Raw genomic sequence first — 18538 nt, 5'->3', positions numbered from 1 at the left:
GCGGGCCGTATCCCGGGGCTCCGCCCCGGACCCCCCGCGCCTCAACGCCGGCGGGGCTGGGTGATGACTACCATCAGCCGGACGGGCCGACGCCGGCCATATTCAGCCCCTCCGGCGTTTGAGGAGCGGGGGTCCGGGGGCCGGCCCCCGGCGACGGCGCCGCACCCGTTTACCGGGCTCGGTTCAGGGACTGAAGCGCCGCGCGCAGCAGCTGCGGAACGGGGGCCGAACCGCCGGAGGCGATCGCGGCCTCCGCCTGGGGGGTCACGGCCGAGACCGCCTCGTCCGCGTCGCGGGGTGCGTAGCCCAGGCCGATCAGCGCGGCGGACAGCTGCTCCGACCACGGCGCCGGCCCGGAGGCCACCGCACGCTGCGCGCCGACCATCCCGCTCGACCCCAGCGGAGCACCCAGCTTGTCCTTCAGGTCCAGCAGCAGCTTCTGCGCGCCCTTCTTGCCGATGCCGGAGACCGCCATCAGCGCCTTCTCGTCCCCGACGGAGACGGCGACGCGCAGCGCGTCCGGGCTGTGCACCCCGAGCATGGCCTGCGCGAGCTTCGGGCCGACTCCGCTCGCGGTCTGCAGGAGCTCGAACACCTGGCGCTCGTCGTCGTCGGCGAAGCCGTACAGCGTCAGCGAGTCCTCCCGTACGACCAGGGAGGTCGCCAGCCGGGCCGGCTCGCCGGTCCGCAGGCCCGCGATGGTGTTCGGCGTGCAGTGCACGGCCATGCCCACTCCCCCGACCTCGATGACGGCCAGGGTGGGGGCGAGCGCGGCGACCGGGCCGCTGACGAAGGCGATCATGTGGTGCGGCCTTTCAGGGCGCTGGCATGCCGGTTGACGGCCTGCTGGAGGCGGTTCTGCGCGGGGGCGCGCCAGATGTGGCAGATGGCGAGGGCGAGGGCGTCCGCGGCGTCGGCGGGCTTGGGCGGGGCGGACAGCCGCAGCAGCCGGGTGACCATGGCTCCGACCTGCGCCTTGTCGGCGCGACCGCTGCCGGTGACGGCGGCCTTGACCTCGCTCGGGGTGTGCAGGGCGACCGGTATGCCGCGGCGCGCGGCACACAGCATGGCAACGGCACTGGCCTGGGCGGTGCCCATCACCGTGCTGACGTTGTGCTGGCTGAACACCCGCTCCACGGCGACGACTTCGGGCCGGTACTCGTCGAGCCATTCCTCGATGCCCAGCTCGATCGCGACGAGCCGGTTGCCCAACTCGGCGTCCGCGGGCGTCCGTACGACTCCCACGCCCAGCATCGTCAGGGGGCGGCCCGCCACCCCCTCGACCACACCGACACCGCACCGGGTCAGGCCCGGGTCAACGCCGAGTACGCGCACCCCCGCCCCCTTCTTCGATCTCCTGTACGTGCAGCTTCGCAGGTTATCGGGCGGCACTGACAAAGCAGCGGGCCGACGGGGTGTGTCCCCGTCGGCCCGCTGCGACGCTCTGAGCGGTCGGCGCCCGAATCAGGCGTCGACCTTCTCCATGACCTCGTCCGAGACGTCGAAGTTGGCGAAGACGTTCTGCACGTCGTCGCTGTCCTCCAGCGCGTCGATCAGCTTGAAGATCTTGCGCGCGCCCTCTTCGTCCAGCTCGACCTGCATGGTCGGCAGGAAGTTGGAGTCGGCCGAGTCGTAGTCGATGCCGGCCTGCTGGAGCGCCGTACGGACCGCGACCATGTCGGTGGCCTCGCTGACGATCTCGAACTGCTCGCCGAGGTCGTTGACCTCTTCGGCGCCCGCTTCCAGCACCGTCTCCAGCACGTCGTCCTCGGACAGCTCGCCCTTGGGGAGCAGGACGACGCCCTTGCGGTTGAACAGGTACGAGACCGAGCCCGGGTCGGCCATCGAACCGCCGTTGCGGGTCATGGCGACACGTACGTCGGACGCGGCACGGTTGCGGTTGTCGGTGAGGCACTCGATGAGCACCGCGACACCGTTCGGGCCGTAGCCTTCGTACATGATCGTCTCGTAGTCGGCGCCGCCGGCCTCGAGGCCGCCGCCGCGCTTGACCGCGGAGTCGATGTTCTTGTTCGGGACCGAGCTCTTCTTCGCCTTCTGGATGGCGTCGAAGAGGGTCGGGTTGCCATCGATGTCGGCGCCGCCCATACGGGCCGCGACCTCGATGTTCTTGATCAGCTTCGCGAAGAGCTTGCCGCGCTTGGCGTCAACCACGGCCTTCTTGTGCTTCGTCGTAGCCCATTTAGAGTGGCCGGACATCTGCCTGTCTCCTTCGCGTCACCAACAATGTTCGCCTCAGATCCTACCGGGACGCCGTTACAGCCCCGCGCGCACCATGTCGACGAAGTACGCGTGGACCCGGTCGTCACCCGTGAGCTCCGGGTGGAACGAGGTGGCGAGGACATTGCCCTGGCGGACGGCGACGGTGTGGCCGTCGTACGTGGCGAGCACCTCGGCGGCTCCGCCGACGGACTCGACCCAGGGGGCGCGGATGAAGACGCCCTCGACGGGGCCTCCCTCGATGCCCGCGAAGTCGACCTGCGCCTCGAAGGACTCGTTCTGCCGGCCGAAGGCGTTGCGGCGCACGATCATGTCGATGCCGCCCAGGGTCTCCTGGTCCTCACGGCCGTCCAGCAGCTTGTCGGCGAGCATGATCATGCCTGCGCAGGTGCCGTAGACCGGCATCCCGGCCCGTACGCGCTCGCGCAGCGGCTCCAGCATGCCGAACAGCACGGCGAGCTTCGACATGGTCGTGGACTCGCCGCCGGGGATCACCAGGGCGTCGACCTCGGCGAGCTCCTCGGGACGCCGGACCGGCCTGGCCACGGCGTCAGCCGAGGCCAGGGCGATCAGGTGCTCCCGTACGTCGCCCTGGAGCGCCAGGACACCGATGACGGGGGTGTTCGTCATGGTGATGACTACCAGCCGCGGTTGGCGTAGCGCTCGGACTCGGGGAGGGTGTCGCAGTTGATGCCGACCATGGCCTCGCCCAGGTTGCGGGAGGCGTCCGCGATGATCTTCGGGTCGTCGTAGAAGGTGGTGGCCTTCACGATGGCGGCGGCGCGCTTGGCCGGGTCGCCCGACTTGAAGATGCCGGAGCCGACGAAGACGCCCTCGGCACCGAGCTGGCGCATCAGCGCGGCGTCGGCGGGGGTGGCGACGCCACCGGCGGAGAACAGCACGACGGGGAGCTTGCCGAGCTCGGCAACTTCCTTGACCAGCTCGTACGGGGCGCGCAGCTCCTTGGCGGCGGCGAACAGCTCGTTGTTGTCGTAGCCGCGCAGGCGGGCGATCTCGTTCTTGATCTGGCGCAGGTGGCGGACGGCCTCGACCACGTTGCCGGTGCCGGCCTCGCCCTTCGAGCGGATCATGGCCGCGCCCTCGGCGATGCGGCGCAGGGCCTCGCCCAGGTTGGTGGCGCCACAGACGAAGGGGGTGGTGTACGCCCACTTGTCGGAGTGGTTGACCTCGTCGGCCGGGGTCAGGACCTCGGACTCGTCGATGTAGTCGACGCCGAGGGACTGGAGGACCTGGGCCTCGACGAAGTGGCCGATGCGGGACTTCGCCATGACCGGGATGGAGACGGCCTCGATGATCTCTTCGATCATGTTCGGGTCGGACATCCGGGCGACGCCGCCGTCCTTGCGGATGTCGGCGGGAACCCGCTCCAGGGCCATGACGGCCACGGCGCCGGCGTCCTCGGCGATCTTCGCCTGCTCGGCGTTGACCACATCCATGATCACGCCGCCCTTGAGCTGCTCGGCCATGCCGCGCTTGACGCGGGAGGTGCCGATCGCCGACTCGGCGGACTGCGGGGTGGAGGGAAGCGTGCTCACGGATTGACCTCACTCGAAAGGAAGATTCAGGCGCTACTGGCGATCGCTAGGGCGACCTGGTGGTACTGGACCGAGGAAACCTTCTCGACCAGTCCACGGCAAGGGCCAATGTGCAGCCGGTGGCTCCTTGCGATTTGGCCATTGGGTACAAGTTACGGCCGCTCGGCCAGATCCACCGGAGGCTCGTCGTCCATCTCGAAGGCCAGCGGGAAGGGTGCGTGGCCCGCCAGCCGGAACCAGCGGACCTTGCGGTGCCGGCGCAGGGCCCGGGCCGCGCGGACGGCGTCATTGAGGAATCGCCGCGCCATCGGCACCCGGCGGACCGCCGCCGCGAGCTCCTCGGTGGCCTCCGCCCCGCCCGGGGCCGCCTTGAGCGCGTCGACCTGCCCGACGTCGGCGAACACCGCGCGCAGTGCCTGGCTGAGCTCGCTCTCTGCGACCTCGCGGTGCTCCTCCTCCGCTTGGCGGGCGGCGTGCGCGGCCTCGTACAGGACGAGGGAGGAGGCGGGGTCCAGCACCCCGGAGGTCGCGACCTCCAGCACCACGGAGGCCCGCCGGACGAGCTGCGCGTCGAGGCCGGCGCGGGCGGCGTCCATCCGGGAGTGCAGCCGGTCGAGACGCCCGGCGGTCCAACTGAGGTACACCCCGACGAGGCCGAGGCCGAGGGCAATCCAGACAAGGGTTTCGATCACGGGCCGCGACTCTACCTTTCGACGCGCCCCTCGCACGGCGCGGCCCAAGCGGGGCTCCCCGGCTTCGCCGCGCTGCGCCGGACTCCGTCCGGCGGTGGCCGGTCGAGGGTACGGCCACGGCCGCCTGTCGCCAGGTCCCGGTGAGCGGGTGCGGGTGGGCTCCCCTGCGGGGCGAAGTCCCCTACCCGCCCTTCCACCGTTCCCCGGGCGCTGCCCGGACCCCGGTCCTCACACGCCGGACAGGCTGAGGAGGGGGTACCGGGCTGCGCCCTGACCCCCTGGGGCTCCGCCCCGGACCCCCGCGCCTCAATCGCCGGCGAGGCTGAAATTGCCCTGCGGGCAGTCCAGCGCCCCACCGGCCCGCACGGTCAAAGCCGACACCGGCCCAATCCAGCCCCTCCGGCGTTTGAGGAGCGGGGGTCCGGGGGCCGGCTCCCGGGAACGGCGCCGCACGCGGCAACGGGTCCGGGGCGGAGCCCCGGGGAACGGGCGAAGGGCGGGTAGGGGACTCCGCCCCGCGCAGCGGCACACCCGCAGCCGGGGTCCACCGCGGACGGGCCGGCGCAGCCGAAACCGAACGGACCTGAGCCCAGGCCGGGCCTGAGCTCAGACGGGGCCGGAGTACGGACGGGACCGGAGTACGGACGGGACCGGAGCCGGCCCCTGGCCGGAGCCCGGGGCGGGGGCAGGGCCCCGGGCGGCTACGCGTCTCGGGAGAGGCCCAGGCGGGTGCGGAGCGGGACGCGCTCGTCCTCTGCCACCGCCGTCGCGCCGTCGGTCACCGTTTCGTAGACGGCCAGGATGTCCGCCGCCACCGTCGACCAGTCGAAGCGGCGCACGTGGGCCGAGCCGCGGGTGCTCAGTTCCGCACGGCGGGCGGGGTCGCGCAGGAGGGCGATCGCCGAGGCCGCCAGGGAGTCGGGGTCCTCGTTCGCGAACAGCTCACCGGCCGCCCCCTGGTCAAGGACCTGCGCGAAGGCGTCGAGGTCGGCCGCCAGGACCGCCGCCCCGGCCGAGAGGGCCTCGACCAGGATGATGCCGAAGCTCTCGCCGCCCGTGTTCGGGGCCACGTACACGTCGACGCTGCGCAGCAGTCGCGCCTTGTCCTCGTCCGAGACCATGCCGAGGAACTCGACCCGGGAGCGGAGTTCGGGCGGCAGGGAGGAGACCGCCTCCTCCTCGTCGCCGCGGCCCGCCACCAGGAGGCGTACGTCCGGGCACTTCTCCACGATGCGGGGGAAGGCCGCCATGAGGACCGGCAGGCCCTTGCGGGGTTCGTCGATCCGGCCGATGAAGCCGAGGGTCTGGCCCGACCAGGCCGGGTTCGCGTCGGCCTTGGCGAAGAAGTCCACGTCCACGCCGTTGGGGATGACCACCGCGTCCCCGCCGAGGTGCTCGACCAGCGTGCGCCGCGCGTACTCGCTCACCGCGATCCGGGCGCTGATCTTCTCCAGCGCCGGCTGCAGGATCGGGTACGCCGCGAGCATCGCCCGGGAGCGCGGGTTCGAGGTGTGGAAGGTGGCCACGATCGGGCCCTGCGCCGCCCAGCAGGTCAGCAGCCCGAGCGAGGGGGCCATCGGCTCGTGGATGTGGACCACGTCGAAGACCCCGTCGTGCAGCCAGCGCCGTACGCGGGCCGCCGACAGGAAGCCGAAGTTGAGCCGGGCCACCGAGCCGTTGTACGGCACCGGCACCGCCCGGCCCGCCGACACCACGTAGGGGGGCAGGCCGGTCTCGTCGTCCGAGGGGGCCAGGACCGACACCTCGTGGCCGAGGCCGATCAGGTGTTCCGCAAGGTCCCGGATGTGGAACTGGACCCCGCCGGGCACGTCCCAGGAGTACGGACAGACGATGCCGATCTTCACGCGGAGTGCTCCTCGGGCCGGCCGGCGCTGTCCAGATCGTCGAGCCACAGCCGCTGGAGCATGTGCCAGTCCTGCGGGTGTTCGGCGATGCCCTGCGCGAAGGCGTCGGCCAGCGCCTGCGTCATGGCTGCGGTCTTCTCCTGCCGGGTGCCCGTCCCGGGCACCTCCACCGGGCCGTGGATCCGGCCGTACATCTTCGGCGCGTCCCCGTAGTACAGGGTGGCCGGGAGCAGGACCGCGCCGGTCTGCTGGGCCAGCAGGGCGGGCCCGGCGGGCATCCGTGCGGCCGATCCGAAGAAGTCCACTTCCACCCCGGAGGCCGACAGGTCCCGGTCCGCGACGAGGCAGACCAGTCCGCCGGAGCGCAGCCGCCGCGCGAGCGTGCCGAAGGCGGCGCCGCCGTTGTGCGGAAGCACCTCCATGCCCAGGCTCTCGCGGTAGGCGACGAAGCGGTCGTAGAGGGTTTCCGGCTTGAGCCGCTCGGCGACGGTGGTGAACGGGACTCCGATGTGGGTGACGGCCCAGGCGCCGGCGAGGTCCCAGTTGGCCAGGTGCGGGAGGGCGACGATCACTCCGCGTCCGGAGGCCAGGGCCTCGCGCAGGATGTGGTCGTCCTTCATCTCCACGTCGGTGCTGAATCGTTCCTTGGCCATGGTCGGCAGGCGGAAGGACTCCATCCAGTACCGCATGTAGGAGCGCATGCCCGCGTGCGACAGCTCGCGCAGCCGCTCGGGCGTGGCGTCCGGCACCACCCGGGCCAGATTCGACTCCAGGCGCAGCACGCTCTTGCCGCGCCGCTTCCAGACGAAGTCCGCGATCCGCCGGCCGAGGGCCGCCGCGGCCGGTTCGGGCAGCTTCTTCACTCCGGCCCAGCCGAGCCCGTAGAGCCCGTCGACCAGCTTGTCCTGTGCCTTGCCCATCAGGGCGTACCGCCTTCGGAGGGAGCACCCGCGGCAGCGGCGGCGGCATCGGCCTCGGCCGATTCGCGCCGTACGGTGACCACGCGCTGGATCAGGGTCACGAGCGAGCCCGCCGCGACCACCCACAGCGCGATCGGCAGCAGCAGGCCGATCCACGAGGGGGCGCCGAAGGTTTCCAGACCGGACAGACCGGCCGCGACCAGTGTGATCACGAGGCGTTCGGCGCGCTCGATGAGCCCGTTGACGGCCACCGGCAGTCCGATCGACTCGCCGCGGGCCTTGGTGTACGAGACCACCTGGCCGCTGGCCAGGCAGAAGATGGCGACCGCGCAGAGCGCGTTGTTGTTCCCGGAACCCGCGTACCAGAGTGCGAGTCCGCCGAAGATCGCCGCGTCCGCCACCCGGTCGAGGGTGGAGTCGAGGAACGCGCCCCACCGGCTGGAGACGCCGGCCTGACGGGCCATGTTCCCGTCCACCAGGTCGGAGAACACGAAGAGCGTGATGGTGATCGTGCCCCAGAAGAGCTCGCCCATGGGGAAGAAGACCAGGGCTCCGGCCACCACTCCGGCCGTGCCGATGAGGGTGACCGCGTCGGGACTCACTCCCATCCGGAGCAGAAAAGCGGCGAATGGCGTGAGAACACGCGTGAAGAATGCACGCGCGTACTTGTTCAGCATGGCCTTCCCGGAGGGTCGCTGGGCCGCACGGCCACCACGGCCACCGGCTGGCCCATCGTAGCCAGGGCCCCGGGCCATCGGCGCCGCGCACCCACCGGTTCACACGAGGCGGGCCTTTCTCGGGCCGTTCGCCACGTTCCGGATGCCCTTCCGGTGGCTCCCGGCGGCTCCTGCCGGGCCCCGCCGGGGTCCCCACCCAGGTCCAGGGGCTCCGGCGGTTTCCGCGGTTCCGGTACGACGTATGGACGGCGTGTGACGGCAGTGCAAAGCTCGAAGAAGGCCTTTTCCCCTCCATCCCCTCCAATCGGGAGGCAAGAGCATCGTGGGAGCCGCATCACACCAATCCGGAGCCGCCGGCAGAGCACCGACGGCCGACCGCCCGGCCTCCGTACGGAACGTCGTGCTGGTCGGCCACAGCGGATCCGGCAAGACCACACTGGTCGAAGCCCTGGCCCTGACCGCCGGCGCCGTGAACCGGGCCGGCCGCGTCGAGGACGGCGCCACCGTCTCCGACTACGACGAGATCGAGCACCGCCGCCAGCGCTCGATCCAGCTCTCCCTGGTCCCCGTGGAGTGGGCCGGAATCAAGATCAACATCTTGGACACCCCCGGTTACGCCGACTTCGTCGGAGAGCTCCGGGCCGGACTGCGCGCCGCCGACGCCGCCCTCTTCGTGGTCTCGGCCGCCGAGGACGGCGACGGGCTCTCCGGTGCCACCCGGATGGTCTGGGACGAGTGCGCCGCCGTCGGCATGCCGCGCGCCATCGTCGTGACCCACCTGGAAGCCGCCCGCGCCGACTACGCGCAGATGACCACGGTGTGCGGCGACGCCTTCGGAGCGGACGACCCCGATGCCGTGCGCCCGCTCTACCTGCCCCTGCACGGCCCCGCCGCCCCCGACGGCCACGCCCCGGTGGCCGGACTGCTCGGACTGCTCTCCCAGCGCGTCTACGACTACACCTCCGGCGACCGCGTCGAACGCGACCCGGATCCCGGCGAGCTCGCCCTGATCACCGACGCCCGCGCCCGGCTGATCGAGGGGATCATCGCCGAGAGCGAGGACGAGACCCTCATGGACCGCTACCTCGGCGGCGAGGACATCGACCTCAAGACCCTGGTCGACGATCTGGAGCGGGCCGTGGCCCGCGGCACCTTCCACCCCGTCCTGATGGCCGCCCCCGCCGCCGACGGCGCCCGCAAGGGCCTGGGCACCGTAGAGCTCCTCGAACTGATCACCGGCGGCTTCCCCACCCCGCTGGAGCGCGCGCCCGTCGGCGTCACCACCCCCGAGGGCGCGGCCCGCCCCGCGGTCACCTGCGATCCGGACGGGCCGCTGGTCGCCGAGGTGGTGAAGACCTCCTCGGACCCCTACGTCGGCCGCGTCTCGCTCGTCCGCGTCTTCTCCGGCACCCTGCGCCCCGACGAGACGGTCCACGTGAGCGGTCACGGACTGACCGACCGCGGGCACGAGGACCACGACGTCGACGAACGCGTCGGCGCCCTGACCTCACCCTTCGGCAAACAGCAGCGCACCCTCGCCCACTGCATCGCCGGCGATCTGGCCTGCGTGGCCAAACTCACCCGCGCCGAGACCGGCGACACCCTCTCGGCCAAGGACCACCCCCTCCTGATGGAGGCCTGGTCCATGCCCGACCCGCTGCTCCCCCTCGCCATCGAGGCCCACAGCAAGGCCGACGAGGACAAGCTCTCCCAGGGCCTGGCCCGGCTGGTCGCCGAGGACCCGACCATGCGGCTCGAACAGAACCCGCACACCCGCCAGCTCGTCCTGTGGTGCCTCGGCGAAGCCCATCAGGACCTCGCCCTCGAACGACTGCGCACCCGGTACGGGGTCCAGGTCGACCCGGTCCCGCACAAGGTCAGCCTCCGCGAGACCTTCGGCGCCAAGGCCGGCGGCCGCGGACGGCACGTCAAACAGTCCGGCGGGCACGGCCAGTTCGCCATCTGCGAGATCGAGGTCGAGCCGCTTCCGCCGGGCAGCGGCATCGAGTTCGTCGACAAGGTCGTCGGCGGAGCCGTGCCCCGCCAGTTCATCCCGTCCGTGGAGAAGGGGGTCCGCGCGCAGGCCGCCCGGGGGCTCGCGGCCGGATATCCGCTGGTCGACGTACGCATCACCCTGCTCGACGGCAAGGCCCACTCGGTGGACTCCTCCGACGCCGCCTTCCAGACCGCGGGCGCCCTCGCCCTGCGCGAAGCCGCCGCCGGGGCCTCGGTCCGGCTCCTCGAACCGGTCGCCGAGCTCGCCGTGCTCGTCCCCGACGAGTACGTCGGCCCCGTCATGAGCGACCTCGCCGGCCGCCGGGGCCGCGTCGTCGGCACCGACGCGGCGGGCACCGGCCGCACCCGGGTCCTCGCCGAGATCCCGGAGATCGAGATCGGCCGGTACGCCGTCGAGCTGCGCTCCGTATCGCACGGCACGGGGCTGTTCAGCCGTACGTACGCGCGCCACGAGCCGATGCCACCGCAGATAGCGGACAAGCTGCGCGAACAGGCAGGGAAGGGAAGCCAGCTGACATAGCGTCACCCGGGCCGCCCACCCAACCCGCTTGCGGTGGGCGGCATTTGGCTGTCCCATGACCACGGGGAGGAATCGGCCGATAGGCTCGTCCGCGGGTGAGGCGGGCAGGCCGAACGGGTAGACCAAGCGGACAGGCCGAACGCACAGGGCGGGAACGCCGCACCGGGAACACCTCCGGAGCGGGCGGCATCGCGGGCAGGCCCGCACACGAGTACGACGCACAGCGATGGGGGCAGCGGTGGCGGACGACGGATTCGACTTCAGGCCCGGGGCACAGATCCCGCTCCAGGGCGGCGGCGGCCAGACCGCCGCGACGAACGCCCTCGCTTCCGCCGCCTACCGGGACGGCGGGCGCGACACCAAGCTGGAAGAGATACTCAAGGCCAACAACGAGCACTACGAGTCGGTCATCAAGCCCGGCAAAATCCCCCAGCTCGCCCCCAACCTCGGCGAGGCCTTCTGCCGCGCCGTCGAAACGCGCACCATCCCGCCCGCCCGCAAGCCCCTCATCCAGTCCTTCGGCGCCGACCCGCAGACGGTCGTCGAGCACTGTCTGGCCGCTTCGCGGATCCGCAAGGAGCGCGACCGTAAGCTCCGCCTGATCATGCTGGCCTGCGGCGTGGCCTTCCTCCCGGGCCTGCTCCTGTGGCTCGGGCTCTTCTGGGGCCGCAAGGCCCTGTCCTCCTCCGACGCCAAGCGTGCCTCGTGGCTCGGCACGGCGCTGCTGGTCGGCGTGGGCATGGTGGTCGCCGTGCTGATGTTCCGGCTCCCGGTGACCGGGTTCCTGGGCATCTACGTCCGCGCGATGGTCATCGCCCCCGTCCTCGGCTGGTTCCTCGCCAGGCGGCTCTGCCAGGCCACCGCCACCGACCTGCGCTCGCGCTGGGACGGCCTCATCGACGGCGGCGGAGGGGTGGCCGCCAAGATCCCCGAAGCCGTCCCGGGCAACCCCGACGAGAAGGCCCGGGAGGATCTGCGCCACTCCCTCGCCAAGCTCACGGCCGAAGACCGCAGCAACGCCGCCTTCTACGCCGGGCCCAAGGGAATCCTCGGCATGGGTACCCGCTGGGGCAGCTGGCAGATGGCCGAGGAACTCGCCCCCAAGAACGAGGGCGCCGAGATCCACCCCTTCCGCAGCTGGGACGTCGTCCGGGCCATCGACGCCGAGCTCCGCAAGCTGGAGCGGGGGCCCCTGCACACGGGCGGTCTCCCACCCGCCTCGATCCAGCACTGGATCGTCACCCACGTCGGAAAGGGAGCCAAGGAGGTCGCCCGCCCCACCGGAGCGGACGTCGACACCTTCCTCGTCAAGCCGCACGAGATCACACGGATCTGCAACGAGCAGCAGTTCAACAAGGGCACCCGGCACTACCTCGGCATCCAGTACCCGGTCTGGGACGGCCAGCTCGTCATCACCATGCTGGTCACCGTCACCGTGCTCTACAAGACCCTCCGCGTGGAGGTCACCGGCCACGCCCTCGGCCCCGTGCACGGTCTGTTCACCACCAAGTCGAAGGCACCGACCGACGAGGTCCACAAGTCGGTACGGTTCTGGGAGACCATGGAGCTCCTGCGGCCGGTGGTCGAGACGGACGAGGTCATCCGTCTCACCGTGCGCGCCCCCTTCACCTGGTACCCGCCGCTGCTGGACCACCTCGGCGGCAAGCTCGTCCTCCCGGAGCCCTTCGGCGTCCGCCATGTCTGGGCGGACCAGCCGTGGGAGCACCGCTTCATGGCGGACGACGCCATGCGCACCGCGACCCCGGTCCTGCGGGCGGTGCACACCGCCGCAATGCGCGTCCTGGAGGAGAACGGGGTCGACACCGACCGCTTCACCAACCGGTCGAGCATCGTCAGCGGTCTGATCCAGGACGCCGCACCGCGCAAGGCGGACGTCTACGACGCGTGAGCCCGCGCGGACGCCCACGGGCACGCCCTAGTCGGTGGGCCAGGCGTCGGCGAGCATCTGGCGGGTGTCCGCGAGGAGTTGGGGCAGCACCTTGGTGTGGCCCACGACCGGCATGAAGTTCGTGTCCCCGCCCCAGCGGGGCACGATGTGCTGGTGCAGGTGCGCGGCGATGCCCGCGCCGGCGGCCTGGCCCTGGTTCATGCCGATGTTGAACCCGTGCGCACCGGAGGCCTTGCGCAGCGCGACCATCGCCCGCTTCGTGAGGTCGGCCAGTTCGAGGGTCTCGGCGGCGTCCAGGTCCGTGTAATCGGCGACGTGCCGGTACGGCACGACCATCAGGTGGCCGCCGTTGTACGGGTAGAGGTTCAGCACGGCGTAGACGTGCTTGCCCCGGGCCACGACCAGTCCGTCCTGGTCCGACATGTCCGGAATCCCGCAGAAGGGACAGCCGTCTCCGGCCTCCGGCCCGGTCGGCTTGTTCTCCCCCTGGATGTAGGCCATCCGGTGGGGCGTCCACAGACGCTGGAACGCGTCCTGCGTGCCCACACCGATCTGCTGCTCCGGCTCAATCGTCATGGGATGCAGCATATGACCTTGCCCCCGGGCGGCGTGTCGCCGGGGCGAACACCGGTGTGCGGGACGCGATGCTGAGCCCATGAACGATGCACCCGAGACCGGTGACCAGCCCTGGGAGCGCCGGACCGAGCTGCCCCTGTTCTACGCCTCCCTGCTCTTCCTCGCCGGCTACACGCTCTCCGTACTGGCCTACCGGGCCCACCCCGTGTGGCGGGACATCGGCCTCGGCCTGGTCGCGGTGACCTGGGCCTGCTTCATCGTGGACTACCTGGCCCGGCTGATCCTGAGCCGCATGCGGCCGCTGCGCTTCGTCCGCGTGCACTGGCTGGACACCCTGATCGTGATGCTGCCGCTGCTGCGGCCGCTGCGCATGGTCAAGGTCCACGACGCGATCCAGGCCCGCTACAACCGCCCGCGCCGGAACCTGTACGCACGCGTGATGTCGTACGCGGGCCTGTCGGCCGGGCTGCTCGGTTTCGCGGGCGCCCTCGGGGTCCACCACTTCGAGCGCCAGGCCCCGGGAGCCTCGATCCTCACGCTCGGGGACGCGGTGTGGTGGGTGTGCGAGACGCTGACGACGGTGGGCTACGGGGACATGGCCCCGGTGACCCCGGGGGGCCGGATCATCGCGGGGTTCATGATGGCCGGCGGGCTGGCGCTGCTGGGCGCGGTGACGGGTTCGTTCTCGTCCTGGATGCTGCAGGCCTTCCGGCGGGAGGACGAGGAAGCCCCCGGGAAGTGAGACTTCCCGGGGGCTCCTCCCCCGCTTGCGCGGGGATCACGATCACACCTGGACGCGGCGCTCCACGACGTCCACGAGCTTCGCCAGCGCCTGGTCGCGCGGGACGCCGTTCTCCTGCGAACCGTCGCGGTAGCGGAAGGAGACGGTGCCCGCGGCCATGTCCTCGTCACCGACGATGATCATGAAGGGGACCTTCAGCTTCTGCTGGTTGCGGATCTTCTTCTGCATGCGGTCGGAGGAGGCGTCCACCTCGACGCGCAGGCCCTTCTTCTTCGCCTCGGCGGCGAACTCCTGCAGGTACTCGATGTGCGAGTCGCCGATCGGGATGCCGACCGCCTGGACCGGGGCGAGCCACGGCGGCATGACGCCCGCGTAGTGCTCCAGCAGGACGGCGAAGAACCGCTCGATGGAACCGAACAGCGCACGGTGGATCATGACCGGCCGCTGCTTGGTGCCGTCGGGGCCGGTGTACTCCAGGTTGAAGCGCTCCGGCAGGTTGAAGTCGAGCTGCACGGTCGACATCTGCCAGGTGCGGCCGATCGCGTCACGGCACTGGACGGAGATCTTCGGGCCGTAGAACGCGGCGCCGCCCGGGTCCGGGACCAGGGGCAGGCCCTGCTTCTCGGCGACCTGCTGGAGGGTGGCGGTGGCCTCCTCCCAGATCTCGTCCGAGCCGACGAACTTCTCCGGGTCCTTGGTCGACAGCTCCAGGTAGAAGTCGGTCAGACCGTAGTCGCGAAGCAGGTTCAGCACGAAGGTCAGCGTGCGGTCGAGCTCCTCCGCCATCTGCTCCTTGGTGCAGTAGATGTGCGCGTCGTCCTGGGTGAAACCGCGCGAGCGGGTCAGGCCGTGCACGACGCCGGACTTCTCGTACCGGTACACGGTGCCGAACTCGAAGAGGCGCAGGGGCAGTTCGCGGTAGGAGCGACCGCGCGCATCGAAGATCAGGTTGTGCATCGGGCAGTTCATGGGCTTGAGGTAGTAGTCGGTACCACCGTCGAGCTGCATGGGGGGGTACATGCCCTCCGCGTACCAGTCCAGGTGGCCGCTCTTCTCGAAGAGGGTGCCCTTGGTGGCGTGCGGGGTGTAGACGAACTCGTAGCCCTCTTCCTCGTGCCGCTTGCGCGAGTAGTCCTCCATGGTGCGGCGGATGACGCCGCCGCGCGGGTGGAAGACGGCCAGGCCGGAGCCGATCTCGTCCTGTACGGAGAACAGGTCGAGCTCGACGCCGAGCTTGCGGTGGTCGCGCTTCTCGGCCTCGGCGAGGAAGTCGAGGTGGGCCTTCAGCTCGTCCTTCGACGGCCACGCGGTGCCGTAGATGCGCTGGAGCATCGGGTTCTTCTCGCTGCCGCGCCAGTAGGCGGCGGCGTTGCGCATCAGCTTGAACGCGGGGATGTTGCGGGTGGTGGGCAGGTGGGGGCCCCGGCAGAGGTCCTTCCAGCACAGGTCGCCGGTCTTGGCGTCGAAGTTGTCGTAGATGGTCAGCTCGCCGCCGCCCACCTCGACGTTCGCGCCGTCGTCGGTCGAGGCCGAACCCTTGATGCCGATGAGTTCGAGCTTGTAGGGCTCGTTCGCCAGCTCCTCGCGGGCCGCCTCGTCGGTGACGACGCGGCGGGCGAAGCGCTGGCCGCGCTTCTGGATCTCCTGCATCTTCTTCTCGATGGCCTTGAGGTCATCGGGGGTGAAGGGCCTGGCGACGTCGAAGTCGTAGTAGAAGCCGTCCCGGACCGGCGGGCCGATGCCCAGCTTGGCCTCGGGGAACAGCTCCTGCACGGCCTGCGCCATGACGTGCGCGGTGGAGTGGCGCAGGATGTCCAGGCCGTCCGGGGAGGAGATCTCCACGGGCTCGACGGTCTCGCCGTCCTGCACCTCGTACGCGAGGTCCTTCAGCTCACCTGCGATGCGCGCGGCGACGATGGTGCGCTCGCCGGCGAAGAGCTCTGCCGCCGTAGTGCCCGTGGCCACCACGCGCTCGTCCCGCTCGGAATCGCGTTGGATGAACACACGGACGTCTGACACCGGTCTCTCCTGACTCAGGGGGTGCGCAAGAGAACACTGCGCGCCTGAATCGTACCGAGCGGATGGGCTGAGCCGCTAAACGGTTACCGCCGGGCCGGCGGGCCACACCCGTCCCCGCCCGCCTTCGGGGCGCGGGGTCCGGGCCGGCGCCCCGGAAAACGGCGCCGCACGCACCGCCGGGGGGGCCTCTCCCCGGCGGGGGGTGGAACCGGCGCAGGAGGAAGCGGCGTCCCCCGACGCAGAAGATCATCAGTGGGCACAGAGGAGATCCTTATGACCGGCACGGCCACCCGTTACCTCTATCTGGCGCGGCACGGCGAGGCGGCGTCGGAGGAGAGCGGGCTGACGGAAGACGGCCGCCGGCAGGCCGTGCTCCTCGGCCGACGCCTGCGCGGCGTCCCTCTCGCGGCCGTTCACCACGGCCCGCTGCCCCGGGCGGAGCAGACCGCGCGTCTGATCGGCGACCAGCTGGAGAACGTCCCCCTGCACGTCTCGGACGTGGCCGGCGACTACCTCCCCTACGTGCCGGAGAAGGAGGAGCTTCCGGCGGAATCCGCGGACCTCTTCCTCCGCTTCCTCGCCAGTGCCACGGAGGAGGAGCGGGAGCACGGACCCGGGCTGGCCCGGCGGGCGCTCGACCTGTTCACCGGGCCGGTGGACGGCGGGAAGGACCGGCACGAACTGGTCGTCACCCACAACTTCCTGATCGCCTGGCTCGTCCGGGAAGCCATGGACGCACCGCATTGGCGCTGGCTCGGTCTCAACCACGCCAACGCCGCCCTCACGGTCATCCGGTACGCGCCCGGCCGCCCGGCCTCCGTCCTCGTCTCCAACGACATGCGACACCTGCCCGCCGAGCTGCGCTGGACCGGCTTCCCGCCGGAGCTGCACGTCTAGCGCCGGGGCCGGCCGTCCTATTCGTCCGACGGCAGCACGTCCCCGGCGTCGAGGGATTCGTCCAGGGACTTCATCAGCCGGTCCCGCTCGACCTCGTCCAGCGGGACCGGGCGGACATCCGCGGCGTCGGTCAGGCGGCGGAAGCCGCCCCGGCGCTGCAAGCGGCCGCTGACCCGGATCGGCAGTCCGACCAGGTGCGCGTGGCCCGCCACGCGGTACGACTCCTCGTCGAGCACCACCCGGACATACGGGACCTCCGCCCCGGCGAGGACCCGCAGCCGGACCGTGCCCCCGCCTCCCGGGGCCGAGCGCCGCATCCGGACCACCGCGCCCGCCACCCGCACCGGGACCGCCGGCTCGTCCCGCGTGTAGCGCGCGGCCGCCTCCCGGAGCACCGGGAGGTCGCCGGGCGAGAACTCCACCGGCTCCGGCCGGGCGGCGCACCCGGCCGGGACTCCCGCCGCCGGGGCCCACGCGAGGGCCACCCGGGCCCCTTCGGAGCCGCGGACCAGCGAGATGAGCGCCTCGGCGAGCTCCCGGCTGACCCCGGCCTCGATCGCCGCGTCGAAGGCCTCCATGCCGCCGGTGGCCCGCCGGTAGTCCACGGCCTCGCGGGCGGCGTGCAGCGCGTGGTGCAGCCGGATCACGGTGCCCCGGCCCCCGTCGACGGGGACGTACGCGGTCAGCCGCCGGCCGCCCGGAGCCGGCCCGACCAGGACCCCGTCCAGCGCCCGCTCCGCCCTGCCCCGGTGCCGGGCTCCGTAGTATCCGGCCCGCGCCCGGTCGGCCAGGGCCCCGGCGAGGAGCAGCTGGCGGGCGGCCGAGCGGAGCTGTTCCTGGATCGTCCAGTCGGCCTCGCCCTGGAGTCCGTACGCCCCTCGCGGGATCTCGCGGTCCCAGCGGATCTCGTCGCTGGGCACGCTGAGGCCGTACAGCACCTCGCGCGCCGACGGCAGCGCGCTGCGCGAGAGCGCGGTGAGCGCCTCTTCGATCAGGTCGGCGCAGTCGGGGAAGGTCCGGCTCTCGGGGACGAGGAGACTGGTGCCGCCGCTGCCCGTGGCGTACGGGGCGGGCGGCGTCCAGCGCCCGTACCGTCCGGCGGCGCCGCCGCGGCGCAGCCAGCCGTGCCGGTGCAGCAGGGCGCCGAGCACGAGCGGATCGATCTGCGCGGGATCGGGGGCGCCCGCGGCGAACTCCTGTGGGGAGAGCGGCTCCAGGTGCGGTGACTGCCAGTTCATCAAGGTGTCCCTCCCGACCCGACCCGGGTCATGATCTCGCAGAGCGCCCGGTCGTCGAAGATCCGCGTGGTCGGGATCCGTACGGTGGTCCGGCGCCGGCCGGTCACCGGGTGTCCGGCGAGATTGGTCCAGTAGCAGCAGTGCCGCAGGTCGAGCCGGTCGTGTCCGGCGCTCAGCCATTGGTCGCGTTCCCGCGGGACGAGCATCACGACGAGGATCTTGTGGACGGCGACCGGGCTGCGGGCCAGCTTCACGAGGTGCTCGTTGTCGAGGGTGAAGCCGAAGGTGGGCCCGGCCGGTCGGGCCGGTATCTGGTAGGTCGCCTTGAGCTGGACCTTGATGGTCACCTCGTCGTCGACGACGTGCTCGGGGGCGCCGTGGCTGACGTGCCAGTCGATGCCGTTGTCGGGAAAGGGCTGGGACAGCGAGCAGCCGGCCGCGGCGACGACGGCGTGCAGGTATCCCACTTGAAGGGTTTCCATGCAGGCGGTGGTGGCGAGCGTGCCGCGCAGCGGTCGGCTCCGCGGGTCGGTCCGCGAATCGATCTGCCCCGCGAGCACCCCGCCCGGTTCGGGCTGCGCGAGCGCCATGGCCGGCTCCCCATGCCTTCCGGGCTGTGCTGTTCCGAGCGGCCGTGTCGGGCCGCGTCAGGTCCGAGTCAGGGTGTCGGGGT

General features: G+C 71.5%; 17 protein-coding genes. 4 read left to right on the top strand and 13 right to left on the bottom strand.

Features of this window, described 5'->3' with window-relative positions:
- Positions 1–169: 169 nt before the first annotated feature.
- The 9 genes from ruvA to pgsA form a co-directional block, all read right to left on the bottom strand.
- Positions 170–802 (bottom strand): Holliday junction branch migration protein RuvA, encoded by a 633-nt coding sequence (gene ruvA / locus OG276_RS31145; protein WP_266910351.1) that lies wholly within the window; start codon positions 800–802, stop codon positions 170–172.
- A complete protein-coding gene (ruvC, locus tag OG276_RS31140; RefSeq protein WP_266910349.1) occupies positions 799–1335 on the bottom strand; it encodes a crossover junction endodeoxyribonuclease RuvC in 537 nt (178 codons plus the stop codon). Before ruvC ends, ruvA begins: the two co-directional genes overlap by 4 nt.
- Before the next feature lie 129 nt (positions 1336–1464).
- The gene (locus OG276_RS31135; protein WP_266910347.1) at positions 1465–2217 is read right to left on the bottom strand and encodes a YebC/PmpR family DNA-binding transcriptional regulator; all 753 of its coding nucleotides are present in this window, start codon (positions 2215–2217) and stop codon (positions 1465–1467) included.
- A gap of 57 nt (positions 2218–2274) precedes the next feature.
- Complete coding sequence (gene pdxT, locus OG276_RS31130) at positions 2275–2868, bottom strand: pyridoxal 5'-phosphate synthase glutaminase subunit PdxT (protein ID WP_266910345.1); 594 nt, start codon at positions 2866–2868, stop codon at positions 2275–2277.
- An 8-nt stretch (positions 2869–2876) separates the two neighbouring features.
- Positions 2877–3794 carry a pyridoxal 5'-phosphate synthase lyase subunit PdxS gene (gene pdxS / locus OG276_RS31125; protein ID WP_112446777.1) on the bottom strand — a complete coding sequence of 306 codons (918 nt, stop codon included), beginning with the start codon at positions 3792–3794 and terminating at the stop codon, positions 2877–2879.
- A gap of 152 nt (positions 3795–3946) precedes the next feature.
- Positions 3947–4486 carry a hypothetical protein gene (locus tag OG276_RS31120; RefSeq protein WP_266910343.1) on the bottom strand — a complete coding sequence of 180 codons (540 nt, stop codon included), beginning with the start codon at positions 4484–4486 and terminating at the stop codon, positions 3947–3949.
- 701 nt (positions 4487–5187) lie between these two features.
- Positions 5188–6351: a glycosyltransferase family 4 protein gene (locus tag OG276_RS31115; RefSeq protein ID WP_266910341.1), complete on the bottom strand. Its 1164-nt coding sequence runs from the start codon at positions 6349–6351 to the stop codon at positions 5188–5190.
- A complete protein-coding gene (locus OG276_RS31110) occupies positions 6348–7271 on the bottom strand; it encodes a phosphatidylinositol mannoside acyltransferase (RefSeq protein WP_266910339.1) in 924 nt (307 codons plus the stop codon). Before OG276_RS31110 ends, OG276_RS31115 begins: the two co-directional genes overlap by 4 nt.
- Positions 7271–7948 carry a phosphatidylinositol phosphate synthase gene (pgsA, locus tag OG276_RS31105; protein ID WP_266910337.1) on the bottom strand — a complete coding sequence of 226 codons (678 nt, stop codon included), beginning with the start codon at positions 7946–7948 and terminating at the stop codon, positions 7271–7273. Before pgsA ends, OG276_RS31110 begins: the two co-directional genes overlap by 1 nt.
- A gap of 322 nt (positions 7949–8270) precedes the next feature.
- On the opposite strand from pgsA, the gene OG276_RS31100 reads away from it, so the two are divergent.
- Both OG276_RS31100 and OG276_RS31095 read left to right on the top strand, forming a co-directional pair.
- On the top strand, positions 8271–10484 hold the full coding sequence (locus OG276_RS31100) for an elongation factor G-like protein EF-G2 (protein ID WP_266910335.1): 2214 nt from the start codon (positions 8271–8273) through the stop codon (positions 10482–10484).
- 238 nt (positions 10485–10722) lie between these two features.
- The gene (locus OG276_RS31095) at positions 10723–12393 is read left to right on the top strand and encodes a hypothetical protein (RefSeq protein WP_266910333.1); all 1671 of its coding nucleotides are present in this window, start codon (positions 10723–10725) and stop codon (positions 12391–12393) included.
- A 27-nt stretch (positions 12394–12420) separates the two neighbouring features.
- On the opposite strand, the gene OG276_RS31090 is transcribed toward OG276_RS31095, so the two are convergent.
- Positions 12421–12981 (bottom strand): HIT domain-containing protein, encoded by a 561-nt coding sequence (locus OG276_RS31090; protein WP_254384876.1) that lies wholly within the window; start codon positions 12979–12981, stop codon positions 12421–12423.
- Positions 12982–13048: 67 nt separating this feature from the next.
- Here OG276_RS31090 and OG276_RS31085 point away from each other — a divergent pair, with 67 nt between their 5' ends.
- A complete protein-coding gene (locus OG276_RS31085) occupies positions 13049–13711 on the top strand; it encodes a potassium channel family protein (protein WP_266910330.1) in 663 nt (220 codons plus the stop codon).
- A 42-nt stretch (positions 13712–13753) separates the two neighbouring features.
- Here OG276_RS31085 and thrS read toward each other — a convergent pair whose 3' ends face one another.
- Complete coding sequence (gene thrS / locus OG276_RS31080; protein ID WP_266910328.1) at positions 13754–15730, bottom strand: threonine--tRNA ligase; 1977 nt, start codon at positions 15728–15730, stop codon at positions 13754–13756.
- 273 nt (positions 15731–16003) lie between these two features.
- On the opposite strand from thrS, the gene OG276_RS31075 reads away from it, so the two are divergent.
- Positions 16004–16627 carry a histidine phosphatase family protein gene (locus OG276_RS31075; RefSeq protein ID WP_266910326.1) on the top strand — a complete coding sequence of 208 codons (624 nt, stop codon included), beginning with the start codon at positions 16004–16006 and terminating at the stop codon, positions 16625–16627.
- Positions 16628–16644: 17 nt separating this feature from the next.
- Here the strand turns inward: OG276_RS31075 and OG276_RS31070 are convergent, their stop codons facing one another.
- Together OG276_RS31070 and OG276_RS31065 are read right to left on the bottom strand one after the other, a co-directional pair.
- Complete coding sequence (locus OG276_RS31070) at positions 16645–17865, bottom strand: hypothetical protein (RefSeq protein ID WP_266910324.1); 1221 nt, start codon at positions 17863–17865, stop codon at positions 16645–16647.
- On the bottom strand, positions 17865–18455 hold the full coding sequence (locus OG276_RS31065) for a DUF4365 domain-containing protein (RefSeq protein ID WP_266910322.1): 591 nt from the start codon (positions 18453–18455) through the stop codon (positions 17865–17867). The genes OG276_RS31070 and OG276_RS31065 overlap by 1 nt, the downstream gene beginning before the upstream one ends.
- Between the last annotated feature and the right edge of the window lie 83 nt (positions 18456–18538).

It is taken from the genome of Streptomyces sp. NBC_00086, assembly GCF_026343255.1.
In the GTDB taxonomy this organism is placed as follows: domain Bacteria; phylum Actinomycetota; class Actinomycetes; order Streptomycetales; family Streptomycetaceae; genus Streptomyces.
The sequence above is the reverse complement of the archived record's forward strand: the minus strand, read 5'-3'. Positions and strand labels throughout refer to the sequence as shown.